The 18,722-nt window shown below is 51.1% G+C and carries 17 protein-coding genes; 7 read left to right on the forward strand and 10 right to left on the reverse strand.

Going from position 1 to position 18,722, the window contains the following annotated elements:
• The first annotated feature begins 294 nt into the window (after positions 1 to 294).
• Positions 295 to 2,487 (forward strand): glutamine synthetase III family protein, encoded by a 2,193-nt coding sequence (locus tag TH63_RS06885; RefSeq protein WP_048920301.1) that lies wholly within the window; start codon positions 295 to 297, stop codon positions 2,485 to 2,487.
• A 133-nt stretch (positions 2,488 to 2,620) separates the two neighbouring features.
• On the opposite strand, the gene TH63_RS06890 is transcribed toward TH63_RS06885, so the two are convergent.
• On the reverse strand, positions 2,621 to 3,112 hold the full coding sequence (locus TH63_RS06890) for a hypothetical protein (RefSeq protein ID WP_048920302.1): 492 nt from the start codon (positions 3,110 to 3,112) through the stop codon (positions 2,621 to 2,623).
• A 128-nt stretch (positions 3,113 to 3,240) separates the two neighbouring features.
• Between TH63_RS06890 and TH63_RS06895 the strand changes: the two genes are divergently transcribed.
• Positions 3,241 to 3,612 (forward strand): hypothetical protein, encoded by a 372-nt coding sequence (locus tag TH63_RS06895; RefSeq protein WP_048920303.1) that lies wholly within the window; start codon positions 3,241 to 3,243, stop codon positions 3,610 to 3,612.
• Between the two features lie 85 nt (positions 3,613 to 3,697).
• Here the strand turns inward: TH63_RS06895 and TH63_RS06900 are convergent, their stop codons facing one another.
• Positions 3,698 to 4,177 (reverse strand): hypothetical protein, encoded by a 480-nt coding sequence (locus TH63_RS06900; RefSeq protein WP_156180451.1) that lies wholly within the window; start codon positions 4,175 to 4,177, stop codon positions 3,698 to 3,700.
• Positions 4,178 to 4,493: 316 nt separating this feature from the next.
• Here TH63_RS06900 and ispG point away from each other — a divergent pair, with 316 nt between their 5' ends.
• The 3 genes from ispG (at position 4,494) to TH63_RS06910 (ending at position 7,177) form a co-directional block, all read left to right on the forward strand.
• The gene (ispG, locus tag TH63_RS06905; RefSeq protein WP_048920305.1) at positions 4,494 to 6,485 is read left to right on the forward strand and encodes a (E)-4-hydroxy-3-methylbut-2-enyl-diphosphate synthase; all 1,992 of its coding nucleotides are present in this window, start codon (positions 4,494 to 4,496) and stop codon (positions 6,483 to 6,485) included.
• 87 nt (positions 6,486 to 6,572) lie between these two features.
• Positions 6,573 to 6,743 (forward strand): DUF6728 family protein, encoded by a 171-nt coding sequence (locus TH63_RS20510; RefSeq protein ID WP_197088651.1) that lies wholly within the window; start codon positions 6,573 to 6,575, stop codon positions 6,741 to 6,743.
• Positions 6,744 to 6,823: 80 nt separating this feature from the next.
• Entirely contained in the window at positions 6,824 to 7,177 is a 354-nt protein-coding gene (locus TH63_RS06910) for an MmcQ/YjbR family DNA-binding protein (RefSeq protein WP_048920306.1), read from the forward strand.
• 171 nt (positions 7,178 to 7,348) lie between these two features.
• Here the strand turns inward: TH63_RS06910 and leuS are convergent, their stop codons facing one another.
• The 3 genes from leuS to TH63_RS06925 form a co-directional block, all read right to left on the reverse strand.
• Complete coding sequence (gene leuS / locus TH63_RS06915) at positions 7,349 to 10,120, reverse strand: leucine--tRNA ligase (RefSeq protein ID WP_048920307.1); 2,772 nt, start codon at positions 10,118 to 10,120, stop codon at positions 7,349 to 7,351.
• A gap of 685 nt (positions 10,121 to 10,805) precedes the next feature.
• The gene (locus TH63_RS06920) at positions 10,806 to 11,531 is read right to left on the reverse strand and encodes a spheroidene monooxygenase (protein WP_082161582.1); all 726 of its coding nucleotides are present in this window, start codon (positions 11,529 to 11,531) and stop codon (positions 10,806 to 10,808) included.
• Positions 11,532 to 11,643: 112 nt separating this feature from the next.
• Positions 11,644 to 12,147: a pyridoxamine 5'-phosphate oxidase family protein gene (locus tag TH63_RS06925; protein ID WP_048920308.1), complete on the reverse strand. Its 504-nt coding sequence runs from the start codon at positions 12,145 to 12,147 to the stop codon at positions 11,644 to 11,646.
• A gap of 120 nt (positions 12,148 to 12,267) precedes the next feature.
• On the opposite strand from TH63_RS06925, the gene TH63_RS06930 reads away from it, so the two are divergent.
• Positions 12,268 to 12,858: an acyl carrier protein phosphodiesterase gene (locus TH63_RS06930; protein WP_048920309.1), complete on the forward strand. Its 591-nt coding sequence runs from the start codon at positions 12,268 to 12,270 to the stop codon at positions 12,856 to 12,858.
• A gap of 302 nt (positions 12,859 to 13,160) precedes the next feature.
• On the opposite strand, the gene TH63_RS06935 is transcribed toward TH63_RS06930, so the two are convergent.
• The 5 genes from TH63_RS06935 to TH63_RS06955 form a co-directional block, all read right to left on the reverse strand.
• Entirely contained in the window at positions 13,161 to 13,673 is a 513-nt protein-coding gene (locus tag TH63_RS06935) for an FKBP-type peptidyl-prolyl cis-trans isomerase (protein WP_048920310.1), read from the reverse strand.
• A 147-nt stretch (positions 13,674 to 13,820) separates the two neighbouring features.
• On the reverse strand, positions 13,821 to 15,785 hold the full coding sequence (locus TH63_RS06940; RefSeq protein WP_048920311.1) for an AAA domain-containing protein: 1,965 nt from the start codon (positions 15,783 to 15,785) through the stop codon (positions 13,821 to 13,823).
• 155 nt (positions 15,786 to 15,940) lie between these two features.
• Positions 15,941 to 16,306 (reverse strand): hypothetical protein, encoded by a 366-nt coding sequence (locus tag TH63_RS06945; protein ID WP_048920312.1) that lies wholly within the window; start codon positions 16,304 to 16,306, stop codon positions 15,941 to 15,943.
• Entirely contained in the window at positions 16,303 to 17,121 is an 819-nt protein-coding gene (locus tag TH63_RS06950; protein ID WP_048920313.1) for a hypothetical protein, read from the reverse strand. The genes TH63_RS06945 and TH63_RS06950 overlap by 4 nt, the downstream gene beginning before the upstream one ends.
• Before the next feature lie 293 nt (positions 17,122 to 17,414).
• On the reverse strand, positions 17,415 to 18,305 hold the full coding sequence (locus TH63_RS06955; protein ID WP_048920314.1) for a 3-hydroxyacyl-CoA dehydrogenase family protein: 891 nt from the start codon (positions 18,303 to 18,305) through the stop codon (positions 17,415 to 17,417).
• Positions 18,306 to 18,546: 241 nt separating this feature from the next.
• Here TH63_RS06955 and TH63_RS20275 point away from each other — a divergent pair, with 241 nt between their 5' ends.
• Entirely contained in the window at positions 18,547 to 18,699 is a 153-nt protein-coding gene (locus TH63_RS20275; protein ID WP_156180455.1) for a lmo0937 family membrane protein, read from the forward strand.
• Positions 18,700 to 18,722: the final 23 nt, after the last annotated feature.

The following is an 18,722-nucleotide window of genomic DNA, read 5'->3' on the forward strand; positions in this document are numbered from 1 at the left end:
GCGTCCAGAAAAGGAAATAGCTGAAGGATCTTAACAAAAGTCGTTTCACCTGGCAAATATACCGCAATTGGATGTTCTGCAAAAACCAGGTTCTAACACTAAGTAACCTGTAATTGGAAGGGGTGTTTAAGAAAAACAACTGTTAGGTTTGAATTAGGCCTTCAAGGATAAGGGTGGTTTTTGATAATTTGATAGGTGTTTTTAGAAAAAGGGTTAAAAAAATAGGGTCTTCCTCTTGATAGTAGTTTTTCTTGTAGTACATTTGGGCACTGATTAACAAAAATCTCATACTTCATGGCCATTCTTCGTTTTAGAGCACTTGAGTTGGTAAGCCAACGCAAGCCAGTAGAGGTGAAGCTACCTTCTGACAAAATCTCTGATTATTATGGTTGTAACGTGTTCGGTCTGGAGGCCATGCGTTCTACTTTGTCCGGTGATTATTTCAAGCGTCTGCAGCATGCCGTAAAAAACGGAAGCAAGGTAGACCGTACCCTTGCTGACGCCGTGGCTGGTGCCATGAAAACCTGGGCCATGGGCAAAGGGGCAACCCATTATACCCACTGGTTCCAACCCCTCACCGGCGAGACCGCCGAGAAACACGACTCCTTCTTTGACCTTAGCTCAGACGGTCGCGCCATTGAAAGCTTTAAAGGCAATGCCCTAGTCCAACAGGAGCCAGATGCCTCTTCTTTCCCTAACGGGGGTATCAGAAATACCTTTGAGGCCCGCGGGTATACCGCCTGGGACCCAACATCTCCTGCCTTCATCATTGAGAACGCCGGCGCCAAGACGCTTTGTATTCCTACCATCTTTGTGTCTTACACCGGTGAGGCCCTAGATTTTAAAGCGCCTCTTTTGAAGAGCCTTGACCTGGTAGAGAAAGCCGCCCTGGATGTTTGCCAGTATTTTGATAAAGACGTGACCAGAGTAACCACCACCTTGGGTGTGGAACAGGAGTACTTTCTGGTGGACCGCGCGTTATATGACGCCCGCCCTGACCTGGTAATGACCGGACGCACCGTGTTCGGGCATGAGCCTGCCAAAGGCCAGCAGCTGGAAGACCATTACTTTGGCGCCATCCCATCAAGGGTGCACGCTTTCATGATTGACTTTGAAGCCGAGGCCCATAAACTGGGAATTCCTTTGCGTACCCGCCACAATGAGGTAGCGCCTAACCAGTTTGAGTGCGCCCCTACCTTTGAAGAGGCAAACCTGGCCATTGACCATAACCAGCTGTTAATGGATATTTTAGACCGTGTAGCCGAGAACCATAACTTTAAGGTGTTGCTGCATGAGAAGCCCTTCAAAGGCGTGAACGGAAGCGGCAAGCACAACAACTGGGCACTAAGTACAGACACAGGGGTGAACCTGCTGGCCCCAGGCCGCAGGCCAAAAGAAAACCTGCAGTTCCTTACCTTCTTCATTACCACGGTAAAAGCCGTGCACCGCTACGCAGACCTTTTGCGCGCCAGCATCGCCTCGGCCAGCAATGATCACCGTTTGGGCGCCAATGAAGCACCGCCGGCTATCATGTCGGTGTTCGTGGGTAAAAAGTTGACTGAGGTTCTGGACGAGTTGGAGCGTACCGCCAAGTTGCCTTTAGACAAAGGCGATAACGTGTACCTGAAACTGGGCATTGACAAGATCCCGGAGATTCTTTTGGACAACACAGACCGTAACCGTACCTCACCGTTTGCCTTCACCGGTAACAAGTTTGAGTTCAGGGCGGTAGGTTCTTCTGCCAACTGCGCCAATTCCATGACTACGTTAAACGCTATTGTAGCTGACCAGCTCATTGAGTTCAAAAACAGCGTGGATGAGATGATCAATAAAGGCAAGAAGAAAGAAGTGGCCATTATTGACGTGTTGCGCGAGTACGTGATCTCTTCCAAAGCCATTCGTTTTGAAGGCAACGGATATTCCAAAGAATGGGAAGACGAGGCAGAGACCCGTGGCTTAAGCAACATCCGCAAGACCCCTCAGGCCCTGGATAAGTTGGTGGATGAAGTTGCCGAAGGCATCTTTACCAAACATAACATCTTTAGCGTGCGGGAGTTACATGCCCGTCATGATATTCTGCTGGAAGACTACATCAAGCGGGTGCAGATTGAGGCCCGCGTAATGGGTGACCTGGCCATGAACCACATCATTCCTACGGCGGTAGCCTACCAGACTAAATTGGTGGAGAACATAAGAGGCATGCGCGAGATTGGCTTGAAGGACGATGAGTTCACCGTCACTACCTTAGAGACCATCAAAAACATTTCGCGTCACCTGGCTACTATCCAGACCAACGTAGATGCCATGATTGAGAAGCGGAAGGTGGCCAACAAAATTGAGGACACTAGAGAGCGCGCCATCATGTACACCGAGGAAGTGTTGAGTTTCTTTGACACCATCCGGAGAAGCGTAGACAAACTGGAACTGATTGTAGACGATGAGCAATGGCCACTGGTGAAATACCGTGAGATGATGTTCCGTCATTAATCATCCTTAGTACCACTTTATAAAAAAAGCCTCTGCTACGGCAGAGGCTTTTTTTTGTAAAACATGTTATACCCCTGGGGTGGGAAAAATAGGGGTATAACAGAGGGATTTCTTTTTTGCCAGTATCCGCCGGCTAAATAAAAAGGGGCGCGTCATTGGCTGGATCAGGCTTTTGGGGATAAAGCTTTTTCCCGGCGTCCCTGATTCTGGTTTTGATATGGTCTACGGTTGGTATTCGCTCGCGCCATTCCTGCTCCTGCCACCAGGCCTGCATTCTGGGGTTTTGCCGGGCCAGGTCATACACCCGCTTCAGCACGAACGGCAGGATAAGAGAAACAATATTGGAGGCCAGCGCGCCGCGTATGCCCAGGTGCAGCATCAGTTTTACCAGCAGCATTCCTTTGAGCCTGTCCAGTAGCAATTGTGGGCCTTTCTCCTGAATATGGCCTTTCAGCACCAGCATGGCCTGTTGGGCATTTCCACTCTCCATTTCCTTTTGCAGCCAAAGCTCCACCGTCTCGCGGGCAATCTTCACTGCCTGCGGAATCTGGCTTACTGTTAGGCCTGCCTTGTGCAGCAGGTGGGCGGCATATACGTGGCTACGTTGAAGAAAGGGAAGGGGCATACCCAAAAGTAGTTAGGTGGTTTCTTTAGGCTACGAATTATACTGGTAATTGTTGGTGGCCAAACGCAGGAACTTCTCTCTTTAATAGGCGTAACGCAAAGGCAATGTATCTTTAAATTAACCTGATTATGGAGTTTGACTTCCCTGCCTTCAAGAAACGATTTGAGCATGAACAACAAATGCAAGGCGATCTAGCCCAGCTGGTTCATGGGGAAATAAGAAGGGCCGAAGAGGTAAAAGCCGGTCTCTCAGAGGAAACCGGCCACGCCCCTGAATTCGTGTCAGAAGCCATTAACCGCATTGATACCTACGTTTTTCAACTGCAGGAACTAGCCAAGCAGGTAAACCCCTTAGAACTGGACTTAGACCAGCAGACCAACCTGAAAGACCACCGGGTCCGTGACCGTATTGCCGACCGGCTGGAGCGCCTGAAGGAACAGGGAGAGGCCAATGCGTCTACGGAAGACCCCATGCTGTTGAGAGGTCCAGAAGAAGAATAACCTTCCGTAAGACTGAGTTTTTTCTATGGAATCTGTTTTAAGCTTGTTTTAGCCAAAACAGGCTTAAAAGAGGCTCAGAACTATCTTAGGCAAAGGCACCATTCTCAGAAGAGGAACCTTGCCAGGAGTTTCCCATGTTCCTGAACCTTGTTTTGAGCCCTTCCCGGGAAGGCAGATGTTTTCTCAGGTCCACGTTGTCCCACCACATCTTAAACTGCGGGTTTTTTTGCATGAGCTCCACCATCCTTTTCAGGATGAAGGGCAGGAGCACGGTGGCGGTTTGAGAGGCAAGGTCATACTCCAGTTGCAGGCGCATGATGTACCTGGCCACTACCAAATCCTTTAATTCATCAAACAGCAAGCGAGAGTCTTTTTCAAGGCAGTCGCCCTTCACCATCTGGAAGATGAGCGGCAGGTTGCCTTGCTCCATTTCCTGGTGCAGCCAGTTCTCTGCAGTCTCACGGGTGAGCTGGATGGTGGCAGCTATAGGAAGTTGGCTCAATCCTGCTTTCCGGAGCAAAGCAGCTGCCTGACGTTGGCTTTGGGATAAGAACAGTATTGACATAACAGTGTATAGTTAGCTTAAGTAGTACGCTGCCCAGACAAGAGGTGTTGTCTGGTTTACATAAAAAACCTTTTCACAAATCACTATTGAAGCTGATTAAGGGAAGCAGAGGGGCTTTTTCTTTTCTCTATGCTCATTGCTTTTCATTAGCCCTATCTTGCTGGTTTGTAAAAGGACCTTAGCCAATAAAGCCCCAATATTTGGCTACAAAGCGGTCAAAGCAGAAGGACTAAGAAAAAGGTAGTACTTTTGCGTTTCCGGTGCTGAACATTCTGATTTGGCCAATGGTTAACGTACTATGGAAACGTCTTTTCCCATGAATCTTGAAACTTGCTCCCTCGGTGGTTTGTATTGCCCCAGCTTAACGGATTATACCCGCCGTCTTACCCGTGAGGTGAAGATTGGCGATCTGGCCATGGGCGGAAACAACCCCATTCGGGTACAGTCCATGACCACCGTGGACACCATGGATACCTTAGGTTCGGTGGAGCAGGTCATTAGAATGGTGGAGGCCGGGTGCGAGTACGTGCGCATTACCGCACCCAGCGTGAAAGAGGCCGAGAACCTGGGCGTGATCAAGAAAGAACTCCGCGCGCGCGGCTACACGGTTCCGCTTATTGCGGATATCCACTTCACCCCTAACGCCGCCGAACTGGCCGCCCGCCTGGTGGAGAAAGTGCGCGTGAACCCGGGTAACTACGCCGATAAAAAGAAATTCCAGGTAATTGAATACACAGATGCCACCTACCAAGCCGAGCTGGACCGTATTCGCGAGCGCTTTACCCCGCTAGTGAACATCTGCAAAGAGTACGGCACCGCCATGCGCATTGGCACTAACCACGGCTCCTTGTCTGACCGTATCCTGAGCCGCTACGGCGATACGCCGCTGGGCATGGTGGAAAGCGCCCTGGAGTTCCTGCGTATTTGCGAAGACCTGAACTACTATGATGTGGTGCTTTCCATGAAGGCCAGCAACACCCAGGTAATGGTGCAGGCCTACCGGATGCTGGTGCAGAAATTGGATGAAGAAGGGTTGCAACCGTATCCATTGCATTTGGGCGTGACCGAAGCCGGCGAAGGTGAGGACGGGCGCGTGAAATCTGCCGTGGGGATTGGCACCCTGCTGGAAGATGGATTAGGTGACACTGTTCGCGTGTCGCTTACCGAAGCACCTGAGCTGGAAGCCCCCGTGGCCAAAATGCTGATTGACCGTTACGCCACCCGCGCCGGCCATACGCCCATCAAACCCATCTGCCAACTGCCTTACAACCCGTTCCAGTACCACCGTCGCGAAACCCGAGAGGTGCTGAACCTGGGTGGCCATAACGTGCCCCGCGTGGTGGCTGACCTGAGCCGCCTGGAGGAAATTACCTTTGAAGACCTTCGGCCGGTAGGCCATATCTATTCGCCGTCTCTGGATAAATTCCATATGAGCGACCAGGGGGCAGACTACGTGTACACCGGCAGCGCGCCCATTCCGTTTATGCTGCCTAACGGTCTGAAGGAGATTCTGGATTACACGGCTTGGCTGGAAGCCGAACAACGCGAGGACCGTTACCCATTATACACCGCTGCTCAGTTTGAGACTGCTGATACCTGGCACGCACAGCTCAACTTTGTGCAGGTGTCTTTGGGCCAATTGACCCAGGATTTCATTGAGACCCTGCACAACCGTCCAGACGTGGTCCTGATTCTGGAAACAGAAAACGAGGCCGCTATGCCCGAGCAACGCAAAGCGTTTATCCGGCTCATGAACCAGCACCAACCAGTGCCGGTGATCATTAAGCGTTCCTATGAAGACCTCACCGATGAGCACGTGCAGCTTTACGCTGCCACCGATGTAGGCGGGCTATTGATAGACGGCATGGGGGATGGCGTCATGCTCAGTACCCAGGACCTGAGTTACCGCTCCAAAGAGGAGTGGGGCTATACCCTGGAAGGTCTGAACAAACTGGCCTTTGGGATTCTACAGGCTGCCCGTACCCGCATGAGCAAAACCGAGTACATCAGTTGCCCCAGCTGCGGCCGTACCCTGTTTGACCTACAGGAAACCACCGCCATGATCAGAAAACGCACTGACCACCTCAAAGGGGTAAAGATTGGCATCATGGGCTGTATTGTGAACGGGCCCGGCGAGATGGCCGATGCCGATTACGGTTACGTGGGCGTGGGCAAAGGGAAGATTGCCCTTTACCGGGGCCAACAGGTGATCAAGAAATCTGTACCCGAGGAACGCGCTGTAGATGAATTGATAGAACTGATCAAGGAAGACGGCAACTGGCTGGAGCCGATAGGGGTGGAAGAATAAAGATAAATTTGTAACTTCCTTAAATCATTCCTGCTGGCCAGGTGTTTACAGAATAACAGACGCTCATTTCACGCAAGATATTTTTCTATGAAAGGCTTATTTGATTTCTCAGAGGTGGCTACCTATTTCTTTAGAAAGAAGGACCCCAATCGTAAAACCAACTTCAACCTGCGCACCATGCATACCATCAACAAGGTGTCTATGCTCATGTTCCTGGTAGGCTTTATCTACCTGGTTTTTAAATGGATGACGAATTAACGGGGTAAGAATTAGCTAGATATAAAAGAGCCACCTGCCATTCTTGGGCTGGTGGCTCTTTTTATTTACCTTGGGCGGCTATGAACATTGAAGAATTCAGAGAGTATTGCCTGGCTAAGCCGCACGTAGAGGAAACCCTGCCTTTTGACCAAGATACCTTGGTCTATAAAGTGGCCGGCAAAATGTTTGCCCTCTGCAGTATGTCTGACTACGAGGCCGGCCTGGCCCTGAAATGTGACCCCGAATGGGCGGTAGAGTTAAGGGAACAATATCCGGCCATTCAACCAGGCTACCACATGAATAAAAAGCACTGGAATACGGTGTTACCGGAGGCTTTTCTTCCGCCGGGGATGCTGCCTAAATTAATAGATCATTCGTATGATCTGGTGGTGAAAGGGCTTCCTAAAAAGGTAAGGGAAGAGTTCGGGCTATAGCCGAAGGGAAGTTTCCACTTTTGTTGTTAGGTGGCCTTTTTGTTTTGCCCTAATTAGGGAAATGAATAACTACATTTTATCACCTAATAAAAGAGGAGCCCGGGTCAATTGGCCCGGGCTCCTCTTTTAAATCTGTTTTGGGCCTGTTTTACCAAAAACAGGCTTAAAACGCTACACTACTACGTTCACAATCTTACCAGGTACCACAATCACCTTTTTCACGGGTTTTCCTTCCAGTAGTTTCTGTACCTGCTCAGAGGCCAGCACTTCTTTCTCTACTTCCTCCTTAGAGGTTTTGAGGTTGAAGGTAAGTTTGGTCTTCACTTTCCCGTTCACGGAGATTGGGTAATCAAAAGTGCTTTCAGTCAGGTATTCTTCTTTCCACTCTGGGAAGGTAGCATAGGTGATGCTTCCTGCATGACCTAACTGGCTCCACAGTTCCTCCGCTATGTGCGGGGCGTAAGGGGCCAGGGTAATGGTCAAAGGCTCCAGGATGGCACGTTTCTTCGTTTTCAGGGCGCTCAATTCATTTACGCAGATCATAAACTGGCTCACGCTGGTCCCGAAGGAGAAGCGCTCAATGTCTTCCTCCACCTTTTTGATGGTTTTGTGCAAGGCCTTCAACTCTGCCGGGGTAGGCTGCTCGTCTGTTACGGCCCAATTGCCTAGCTCATCGGTGAAGAGTTTCCAGAACCGGCGCAGGAATTTGTAAACGCCGTCCATTCCGTTGGTGTTCCAGGGCTTGAACTGCTCCAATGGGCCCAGGAACATCTCATACATGCGCAGGGTATCGGCGCCGTACTCCTCCACCAGCACGTCTGGGTTCACCACATTGTGCTTGGATTTGGACATCTTCTCAATTTCCACACCCACCATGTACTTGCCATCTTCCAATAGGAAATTAGCCTCCGCGAAATCTGGGCGCCAGGCTTTGAATTTCTCTAAGTCTAGTATGTCATTCTCCACGATATTTACGTCCACGTGCAAGGCCGTTACGTCATGGTCCTGCTTGAGGCCATGAGACACAAAGGTGTTGGTGTCTTTGATACGGTACACAAAGTTAGACCGTCCCTGGATCATGCCCTGGTTGATGAGCTTTTTGAAAGGCTCTTCCTGGTTCACCAGGCCCAGGTCAAACAGGAATTTGTTCCAGAAGCGGGAGTAGAGGAGGTGACCTGTAGCGTGCTCTGAACCACCAATATAAAGGTCCACGTTCTGCCAGTAATCAATGGCTTCCTTACTCGCAAAGGCGTCGTCATTTTTAGGGTCCATATAGCGGTACCAGTACCAGCTGGAACCTGCCCAACCTGGCATAGTGCTTAGCTCATACTCGAATTCGCCGCGGTATTTCCAGCCTTGCGCACGGCCCAAAGGCGGTTCACCCGTCTCAGTGGGCAAATAAGCGTCTACCTCTGGCAACACCAGTGGCAACTCGCTTTCTTCCAGCAATGCCGGGATATCGTCGTTGTAGAACACCGGCACGGGCTCACCCCAATACCGCTGACGGCCAAACACGGCATCGCGCATGCGGTAATTAATGCGGGCTTTGCCTACACCTAATTCCTCGGCACGTTTGATCCCGGCTTTTATAGCGTCTTTCACATCCAGCCCGTTCAAGAAACCGGAGTTTATGATTTTCCCCTCCTTAGCAGAGAAGGCTTCTTTGCTCAAGTCCCCACCGGCCACTACTTCCGGGATGGGAAGGTTGAATTTCTTCGCGAAAGCGTAATCACGGGTATCATGGCCAGGCACGGCCATCACGGCACCGGTGCCATAACCGGCTAGAACATAGTCTGCTATCCAAACAGGTATTCTCTCTCCGGAGATTGGGTTGATAGCGTAGGCACCGGTGAAGGTACCAGTCACGCTTTTCACGTCAGACATGCGGTCGCGCTCTGAGCGGTTTTTGGCCCAGGCCACGTATTCCTCTACCTCGGTGCGTTGCTCCGGCGAGGTAATCTCCGACACAAACTCATGCTCTGGCGCCAGCACCACAAAGCTGGCCCCGAAGATGGTGTCAATGCGAGTAGTGAAAACCGTTATATGCTTATGCTCGTGGCCTTCTACCTGGAACCGGAGCTCGGCGCCAATTGATTTCCCGATCCAGTTGCGTTGCATCTCTTTCACCGGCTCCGGCCAGTCAATAGTCTCCAAGCCTTGCAACAGGCGCTCAGCGTAGGCCGTGATGCGCATCATCCACTGCTTCATGAGCTTGCGCTCCACCGGATAACCACCGCGCTCTGAAACGCCTTCCTTCACCTCATCATTGGCCAACACGGTTCCCAGGGCCGGGCACCAGTTCACCACGGCTTCTGACAAGAAGGTGAGTCTATATTTCAATAACAGGTCCTGCTGCTCTTTCTCGTTCAACCGTGCCCAGGCGTCTGCGGTCACGTGCGGGGTGTCTTCGTCGCAGGCGGCATTTACCTTTGTATTGCCGCGCATGGAAAATTCCCCCACCAGGCTTTCAATCGGCTCGGCTTTGTCAGAATCATTGTTATACCAGCTGTTGAAAAGCTGCATGAAAATCCACTGGGTCCACTTGTAATAGTCTGGGTCAGAGGTACGCACCTCGCGGTCCCAGTCGAAGGAAAAGCCGAGGTTGTTCAGTTGCTCAATGTAGCGCTCAATGTTCTGCTTGGTGGTAATAGCAGGGTGTTGCCCCGTCTGGATGGCGTATTGCTCGGCAGGCAACCCAAAGGAGTCGAAACCCATGGGGTGGAGCACATTGAACCCTTTCAGGCGCTTGTACCGGCTCACAATGTCTGAGGCAATGTACCCAAGCGGGTGACCTACGTGTAGCCCGGCCCCGGATGGGTACGGGAACATGTCTAGAGAATAGAACTTCGGCTTGCTGTGGTCTATCTCGGTCTTGAAGGTTTTGTTCTCGCTCCAGAAGCGCTGCCACTTCTGCTCAATGGTTCGGTAGTCGTACTCAGACATGGTGTGGTATGGTTGTAGGCGGTGGTCGCCCGTTTTGGTTCTTAGTTTTAATTGCCGGTAAGGCTAGCTGCAAAAGTAAGGAATTTCTCTTTAGGCTTATTAACGTTCTGGATAGTGGGGGAAAGGGAAGGGTATTTAATAGGGCTATTAAAATTGCTTTTGTGAAGGCAGTTGGCTTTTGCTGGCGTGGTGACCGTTCTTGCCTGAGTCCTTATGCTTGGGTTGTTGCATAGTTTCCCTCCGAGCGCTCACGGCCGCGGGGCCCTGTCTTTCCCCCTCGCACTGCCCTTGCAGCCTATCTTTGCTTATAACTCTTAGCTAAAGTTATCACAGGGCCACAAGCGAGGCGCTCGGAGTAAAGACTGGAATCGAGGAATGCCTGCGAATGAGGGTTTTATGTTTTGGGCACGTTTTGCTAAAAACAGGCTCAAAACGCTACAACCTCCACTAAACGCAGACTCTCCCCTTGAGGGGAGCGCAGAGGGGTGTTTACACAGGAGGGCACGCATGGAGGAGCCATTTAAAACCAAAAGGCACGGAAGTAAATCCGCGCCATGAAAGAAAGCCAACCACGCATTTCGTCCCCCTTTGAAGGGGGTAGGGGGATGACCACTCGAGCAGATTAATTCCGTTTCCAGCCTGTTTTCCCCAAAACAGGCCTAAACCAGAAATCTTTCAATCCCTCCTATAGCAACCCCGCCAATGGATCAGCGCCGTTCCAGGTGCCTTCGCTGTGAAGAGGCGTAAACCGGGCGAACATTTCTTCAGAGTACCAGCCGTGGGAGCGGGTGCGTTTGATGACTTCGCGGTGGGAGGCCTGCCGGTAGGCGTAGGCTTTCATGCTGGCTTCGTCCTGCCAAAGGCTGAAGGTAGCTTGACGGACAATGGGGGCTTCGCCGAGCCCGATGGAGGCCAGAAGCCCTTCGGCGTGGTACAAGCCGGCGCTGGCGGCGGGGACGTTTTTCCAGAAATCATAGGCTTTGGTGACCCGAATGGAGGCGCGGGTGAGGACGGCTATGGGGCCGGAAGTAGACGCGGCGTTGGTTTCTGTGGTGAATGGGTTTTGCCCGCTCCAGAGCCCATGGGCCTGCAAGGGTTGTAAATGAAGCGTGTACTGTTCAAAGGTGTGCTGGCGGTATTCGTCCAACAAGGGGTGATTTTGGAAGAAAGCGTGGGCAGCTTGAGGGCTTTCCCAGGTGGCCATCAGGCCATAGCGGTACCAGTTGGGTTTCAGGCTGAAGCCTCGGCCTTGGCCGCTCCCCAGGAGCTTGAAGAATTTCAGGCCGTCAACTTTCTGCAAAGGCCTCACCGAAGTGCCCATTTGCGCCAGGCCCCACCGGCAGTGGCCAGGTTTTATGCCGAACAAGGAAAGGGTGGTATGGGCCGGGGTGACGGGTGTTTGGTGCTTCACTGATAGAAGGGTGTTTTAGCGCTGTTTTCTTAAAAGTAGCCAAAAAACGGAAAGGGTGAAAATGGCTGCTTTGGCAAAAAAAAGAGGGAGCCTAGACTCCCTCTTTCTGTTTTTATAAGTTGATCTTTTTATTGTCGCCGGGGCGGGCGGGCTCTCCGGTAAGCGCAGCCTTCACCATGCCGTACAAGTGTACCACGGCGCTGTTAGGTGAATCCCAATACTCGGCCTGGTCAATGGTTACTTTCAGAATCCCTATGTTCGGGTCTTCTTTGCCTTCTGGGAACCAGGCTTTCATAGCGGGGTTCCAGAGCTCATCTATTTTTTGCTGATCACGGTACACCTTTGCATGGCCCGACACCGATACGTACAGGTTGTCATCTGGCTTGGAATAACTCAGGTTAACGTGGCTGTCGTTCTGGATCTCATCGGTTTTGTGTGACTGATAACCGGTGAAAAACCAGATAATCCCGTCCTGGTCTACCTTCATGTGGCGCATTGGGCGCGAGCGGATGGTTCCGTCGGGCTCCACGGTGCTGAGCATGCAGGTGTTAATGTCTTTGATTTTTTCTATAAACGCGTTCAAATCGCCTGAGGTATTTTTCTGATTGTTTTCCATAGTTTTTAATGTGGTATTTGCCTTGAAAAAGATACGGGCAGGGTGGGGGAAAGTTCCTTTTCTGCCGTAAGCCTACCTCCTTAACCAGATTGCGTACATTTGGTTTTAAGAATCTGTCCCATGAATTACTTAGCCCATTTATTTTTGTCTGGCAATGATGCTGACCTCCGGCTGGGCAATTTTATAGCAGATAGCGTACGGGGTGCCCAAATCCTGCTGTACCCCGAACGGGTGCAGCAAGGAATCAAACTGCACCGGCTTATTGATGCGTTCACGGATGTGCACCCGGTGGTGGCGGAGACCAAAGCCCGGCTCCGGCCGAAGTTCCGGAAGTATGCCGGGGTAGTGGCTGACGTGTATTATGACCATTTTCTGGCCAAGGGCTTCTCAACGTTCAGCGAGCAGTCATTGGAGGTATTTGCCGCCCATTCCTACGCGCATATCCAAAGCTACCCAGGACTTCTGCCAGACCGGGTGCAGCATTTCTTTCCGTATATGGTCAAGCATAATTGGCTGGTCTCCTACGCCCAGGTAGAAGGAATTTCCCGGGCCCTGCACGGCCTGAGTACCCGCACCACTTTTGACTCTGGCATGGAACACGCCGGGCAGGAGCTAACCCTTAACTATGATTTTTACCAACAGGAATTTGACCGTTTCTTCCCTGAGCTGCAGGCCTACGTGGAAGAACAAATCGTTTTAATTAAGAATTAAAAATTTTATTTCGAAGGGAGTACTTAGGATCATTGCCTTAGAAAGACCCGATTATCTTAAATAAAGAACTGGGACAACTTCTACTTTTTGAAGGTAAAGTAGCAACGTTGTTCACCATAAGAAATAACCCGGCTGTTTTAGGCTTGTTTTCACAAAAACAGGCCTAAAACAGAGAAGCCATTCCAGTAGGAATGGCTTCTCTGTTTTACTTTTATAGAATCCAGGAATCAGAAAAGAGGTTTGGGGTGCAGCTATTCTTAATTCCTAATTCTTAGCAGCTATTCTTAATTCCTAATTCTTAATTAATGATGGTGTCCGCCTTCGCCGTGTACGTGGCCGTGGGAAATTTCTTCCTGGGTGGCTTCGCGAACGCTTACAATCTTGCCTTCAAAGTGCATGTCCATTCCGGCTAGTGGGTGGTTGAAGTCCATGAGCACGTGGTCTGGCTCAACGCCTACAATGCGACCCTGCATGTGGTTGCCTTCATTGTCAGACATAGGAATGTAATTGCCTACCTGCACCATTTCCTCGTCAATTTTGCCGTCTACCTCAAATACGTTTTTAGGCACCGGTACAATGGCAGACTCGTCTAAATCGCCGTAGCCGTCTTCGGCAGAAACGGTGAATTTAAAAGATTCGCCCGCTGATTTTCCTTCCAGTTCTTCTTCAAATTTTTCAGGGAGGCCGCTCACACCAAACAAAAAGACCATTGGGTTTTCTTCGTCAGCGGTCTCTACCAGGGTTGCTTCGCCTTCTTCGTCGGTAACGCGTAGCTCGTAGGTGAGCGACACTACTTTGTTCTCTTCGATTTTCATTTGGTGTGTGTTTATGTGGTTGATAGGATGTAAAGGTAGTTATTCAAAAATAAGATTCATGTTCTCCGGGAAAAGTCTTCACTTTTCTAAAGGCATTACCTCCATGAAAACCATGATGCTTCTAACGCAGGAGCTCTGGCAAAAGATTTATTCCGGGTCCGTGGAGATAAGCTCCCAGGCGCTGCGGTAAGCGCCAATGCGTTCGGCGTAGGTCAGAAATTCCTGGTAAAACGGGTGCTGCCCCAAAGTGGCACTGTCGCCTACAATCACCATCTTCTTCTTGGCCCTGGTCATGGCCACGTTCATGCGCCTGATATCTCCCAGAAAGCCAATCTCGCCTTCGGGGTTGCTACGCACCATGCTAATGTAGATGATGTCACGTTCCTGCCCCTGGAAGGAGTCTACCGTGCCCACCGACAGTTGCCGACGCGATAGCAATTGGGCCAGCTTGGGCTGATGCTCCACCTGGTCTTTCAGGTAATTGATCTGGGCACGGTACGGCGATATAATACCAATGCGCAACGGAGCGGCGTTTTCCCCTTCGGGATCAGAGCCAGGTTCATAGGGCGTGAGTAGGTTCACCAGGTGCTTTAGCAGAATGTCTGCCTCTTCTGGGTTGGCGGTGCTGCTGCCTTCGCCAATGGTCTGGTCATTGAACCCGCAGCCGGCGGTGTCAATAAACTCTACAATCAGCCCTGGGTCAAAGGCCGGATGAATGTCTTGTAACGTATGCGATTCCACACTGTCATGGGCAATTAAATTACTGCCGTAGAACTGGCTGTTAGAAAAGCCCATGATGTGCTGGTGCATGCGGTACTGGGTGTTGAGCATGACTGCCACCTCGGGCTGACGCTCAATGCATTTCTCGAACAAGGTGCGGGCCAGTCCGCCGCGCTCAGCTGCCAAAGACTTGACAGTTGGCGGTAACTGGTGGTGGTCGCCGGCAAGAACCACGCGGTTGGCGCGGGTGATTGGAATCCAGCAGGCAGGTTCCAGGGCCTGGGCGGCCTCATCTATAAAGACAGTGTCATATTGCAGGTGCCGGATCATGCGGTTAGCCGAGCCCACCAACGTGCAGGTGATTACCTCCACGTGGTCCAGCAGGTCATTGGTGATGTACTGCTCAATGTCATCGGCCTGTTCCAGCATGCGCTTGCTTTCCTCTTTCATTCGGCGCCGCTGCTCGCGTTCCTCATGCCCGAAGCTGCGTTTGAACTGGAAGGCCATCGTCCGGTATTCCTCCGCAGATTTCCTTAGCTTCTTCAGTTGCCGGAAGTCGCGGTGGTGCATGACCTGGGAATCCAGGGTATGCTCCAACAGCACTTCAGATACCCTGGATGGGTTCCCAATCCTGATCACGTTCACACCTTGCTCGGCCAGTTTTTCGGTGAGCAGATCCACGGCGGTATTGCTGGGGGCCGTAACTAAAAGTCTGCGCTCACCGGCCTCAAGGGTCTGGAGAATGGCTTGTACCAGCGTAGTGGTTTTGCCGGTGCCCGGAGGCCCGTGGATGATGGCCACGTCTTTGGCCTGCATGATGTTGGCTACCGCTGCATTCTGCGAATCATTCAGAAAAGGAACGGGCGTGAAAGGTTTTTCGCGGCGGAAGTAGGCGGGCTCAGCGCCCAAGATAATGTCGCGGAGCTGGGCCAGGCGGCTTTTCTCGGCTTCCATCACTTTCATGAGCGCAATTTCCATCTCGCGGTAGCTGACCTCGTCAAAGGTGAGTTCCACGCCCATCTTGTAGCCTTCCTCTACCCAATCTGGCAGATCTTCTTTGGAGGTGGCCAGCCGTAGCTTGTTGCGCTTTACCTCCAGCACTACGCCGTTAAGCGTGCCGCCGTCGCCGTTGGTGAACAACGCCGCCGAGGAGCCAGCCTGAAACATATGCAATTGGTCACGGCCCGAGATGCGCTCCAACTCTACCACCACCTTGTTCCCGAAGCCCACTTCCTGCTTGATCACGTTCACCGGGTACCAGCAGATTCCCAGGCGCTTGCGCTCCGTGATTGTGGTCTGGGCATTCTTCAGTTGGTATTGCTTGCGGTCTTCGTCCTGCTCCAACTTGAGCAACGCCCGCACCTCTAATAACTCGTTTAAGATTTCGTCCATTGTATATAGGGCCACCTGGCAGCGCCAGGAAAGCCGGTAACCGCACACGCGGAGCTAAGTTTGTTCTTAATTATTTTACTTCTACTGCCTATCACGTAGCCCGGCCATTTAAGTTTTGCCCTGGCCCGCAGCAGGCGGAAAATCTGAAGATAGGATTATGTGAAAAAGGAGTGGCGGCAAGCTAGGCACCGGTACAAGGTGGTGCCCGCATATAACAGTTTCCGCCACCAGGCCAGGTTCTGGCGGGGTCCTACATCCAATGACCGGCACTTTGGGCAAGCGAAAGGAAGCTGGGCGTTTTGGGCCTGTTTTACTGAAAACGCCTCTAAAAGAGGTTGGGCCGCCAGCAGGGCATCTTCAGGGACCAACAGTTGGAAATACTTTCCTTCGCCGTAAGGCAGAGTGGGCGGCCCGCAGGATTTTACCAGCACCGGCACGTCTACCTCTTGCAGGGCCTGGTAAAGGTCTGCGGCTTCTGCGTAGCTAAGGTAAGTAGCGGCCGGAACCAGGCATTGGGTCATGCTTTGGCGTGTTTCTTTTGGTGGGGTTTGCCAATCTGGCCTCTTAACCGCACAATATAGCCCACTAACAACAAACTAAACATGGCAAAGAAAGCGGCAATGGCGTCATGCTCAAACTTGGCGTCTTTGGCCGTTTGCACCTGCTCTTCCAGGTCTTTGATGGCGCGGTCTTTCCGTTTGGCCAGGTTGCGAGCATTGTTCAACGAGGTCTTCAGGTCATAGATATTATCAGTGACCACGCGTTTATCGCCTTGAACCTGATTGTTTAGTTTTTTGGTTTCTGCCTCAAATTGGGCGGCGCGCTGGGCCACGCTGCGGCGGGTCTCCAGGTTAGCCTGTTCAACCGCATGAATGATCTTTTCGTCTTTCTGTAGTACTTCCTTTAGGGCCTCAATGACGGCGCGCATGTCTTCCTTAGAGGCCTTTCCCCAGAAATTGCTTCCTTGGGTTTTGAGGTAATCATATTTAAGAACCAATTGCTCCCGCTCCGTGATAAGCCGTTCCACTTTTGATTCAGGTCGAACTACGGGCGCTGCTGGTTTGGCTTGGGTAGTGGCTGAGGCATTGGCTGGTTTAGGCTGGGTAGCCGCAGAAGGGGCAGAGGAGGCAGCAACCGGTTTAGCGGCGGGCGCAGCCGCAGGGGTTTGCTTTTTTATGATGGCATTTACCTTTTCCTCTAATTTGTTTTTCACTGGTTTAGCCGGTGTAGTAGCCGGGGCTTTGGTGGCAGCCGGAGGAGTTGCCAACGTTTGGCCATTGGCTGCTAAAGATAAAAACAGGTTAGCGGCGAATAATCCGGTAAAAAGCACCTTCATAATAGTAAGAATAAAGCGGTAACAGATGAATTGATCCTACCTGACTGGTATTTCAGATAGAGAAGATAAAAATACGGCAAAATCAGCAGAAGCCCATCACCAAAGTTTACAGGGCAAAGAGATTTTCTCCCTCTCGCCCTTGGCGCTATGGCTCAGAAAAGAAATCAGCAACTACCGGTATCTAGAAACCTTCTTTAGAGGCTAGGGGCATGAGGAGAAAAGAAAACCCTGTTTTAAGGCTATTTTACAGAAAGTAGCCTTAAAACAGGGTAGAAGGTTTAAGTGGGAATGGACTAGCTTTTCTTGAAAGATTCTGCCACCACCAGGTCTTTGGTGCCGTGGGAGTAGTTATAGAAGCCCTGGCCGGCCTTTTTGCCTAACTGGCCCGCCTGTACCATGTTCACCAATAGGGGGCAGGGAGCGTATTTTGGGTGCCCGAAACCATCATGCAACACTTTCATAATAGACAGGCAAACATCAAGGCCTATAAAGTCTGCCAGTTGCAACGGACCCATAAGGTGCGCCATGCCCAGTTTCATGATGGTGTCAATTTCCTCCACGCCGGCCACGCCTTCATATAAAGTATATATAGCCTCATTGATCATGGGCATGAGAATGCGGTTGGCCACGAAACCAGGGTAGTCATTCGCCTCGGCGGGCGTCTTGCCCAATTGCCTGGACAGGTCCAGGATCTGATTGGTGATGGCATCACTGGTGGAATAGCCTCTGATCACTTCTACCAGTTTCATGACCGGCACGGGATTCATGAAGTGCATACCAATTACTTGCTCTGGACGTTTGGTGGCGGCCGCAATCTTGGTAATGGAGATAGATGAAGTGTTGCTGGCCAGGATGCAGGCAGGTTTGGTGAACTGGTCCAGCTTCCGGAACAGGTCCAGCTTTATGTCTGCGTTCTCGGTGGCGGCTTCAATGACCAGGTCTGCGTCGCGCACGCCTTGCTCCAGGTCGGTGAAGGTGGAGATGCGCTCCAGGGTCTGGGTTTTCTGTTCTTCGGTAAGGGCGGCCTTGGCCACCATGCGGTCCAGGTTAGCAGAGATGGTTCCTAAGCCTTTGGTCAGGGAATCCTGGGAGATGTCAACCATGGAAACCTTGAAGCCATGCTGGGCAAACACGTGGGCAATGCCGTTACCCATGGTGCCGGAACCAATGACGGATATGTTCATAGAATAAGCGTTAGTTAGTGCGTGTGAAGATACAAAGCTAAAACAATTCCTGCGGCCATGAATAGTATACTGTAAGGTTGTTTTGCATTTTAACTTCCATAAATATAAGTACTTATCTTTTTTTTATATGTCTATATAAATCTTTTAGAATATTCTTGCGTACAAGCAGAAAAATCATTAATGAACAATTCTTTAGTGCTTTTTGAAACAATAAACTAAAACCTAAACACAACTTAAAACTATGGGAAATCTATTGTATATCATCGCAGTAGTGCTGGTAATTATCTGGCTGATCGGATTCTTAGGATTCGGTGATCAAGTAGGTGGCGTGATCCACATCTTGTTAGTTATTGCGGTAATCGCCGTGATCTTACGTTTGATACGCAGGGCATAAGCCTGTTAAACTAGAATTTACAT

Source organism: Rufibacter radiotolerans (genome assembly GCF_001078055.1).
Classification (GTDB): domain Bacteria; phylum Bacteroidota; class Bacteroidia; order Cytophagales; family Hymenobacteraceae; genus Nibribacter; species Nibribacter radiotolerans.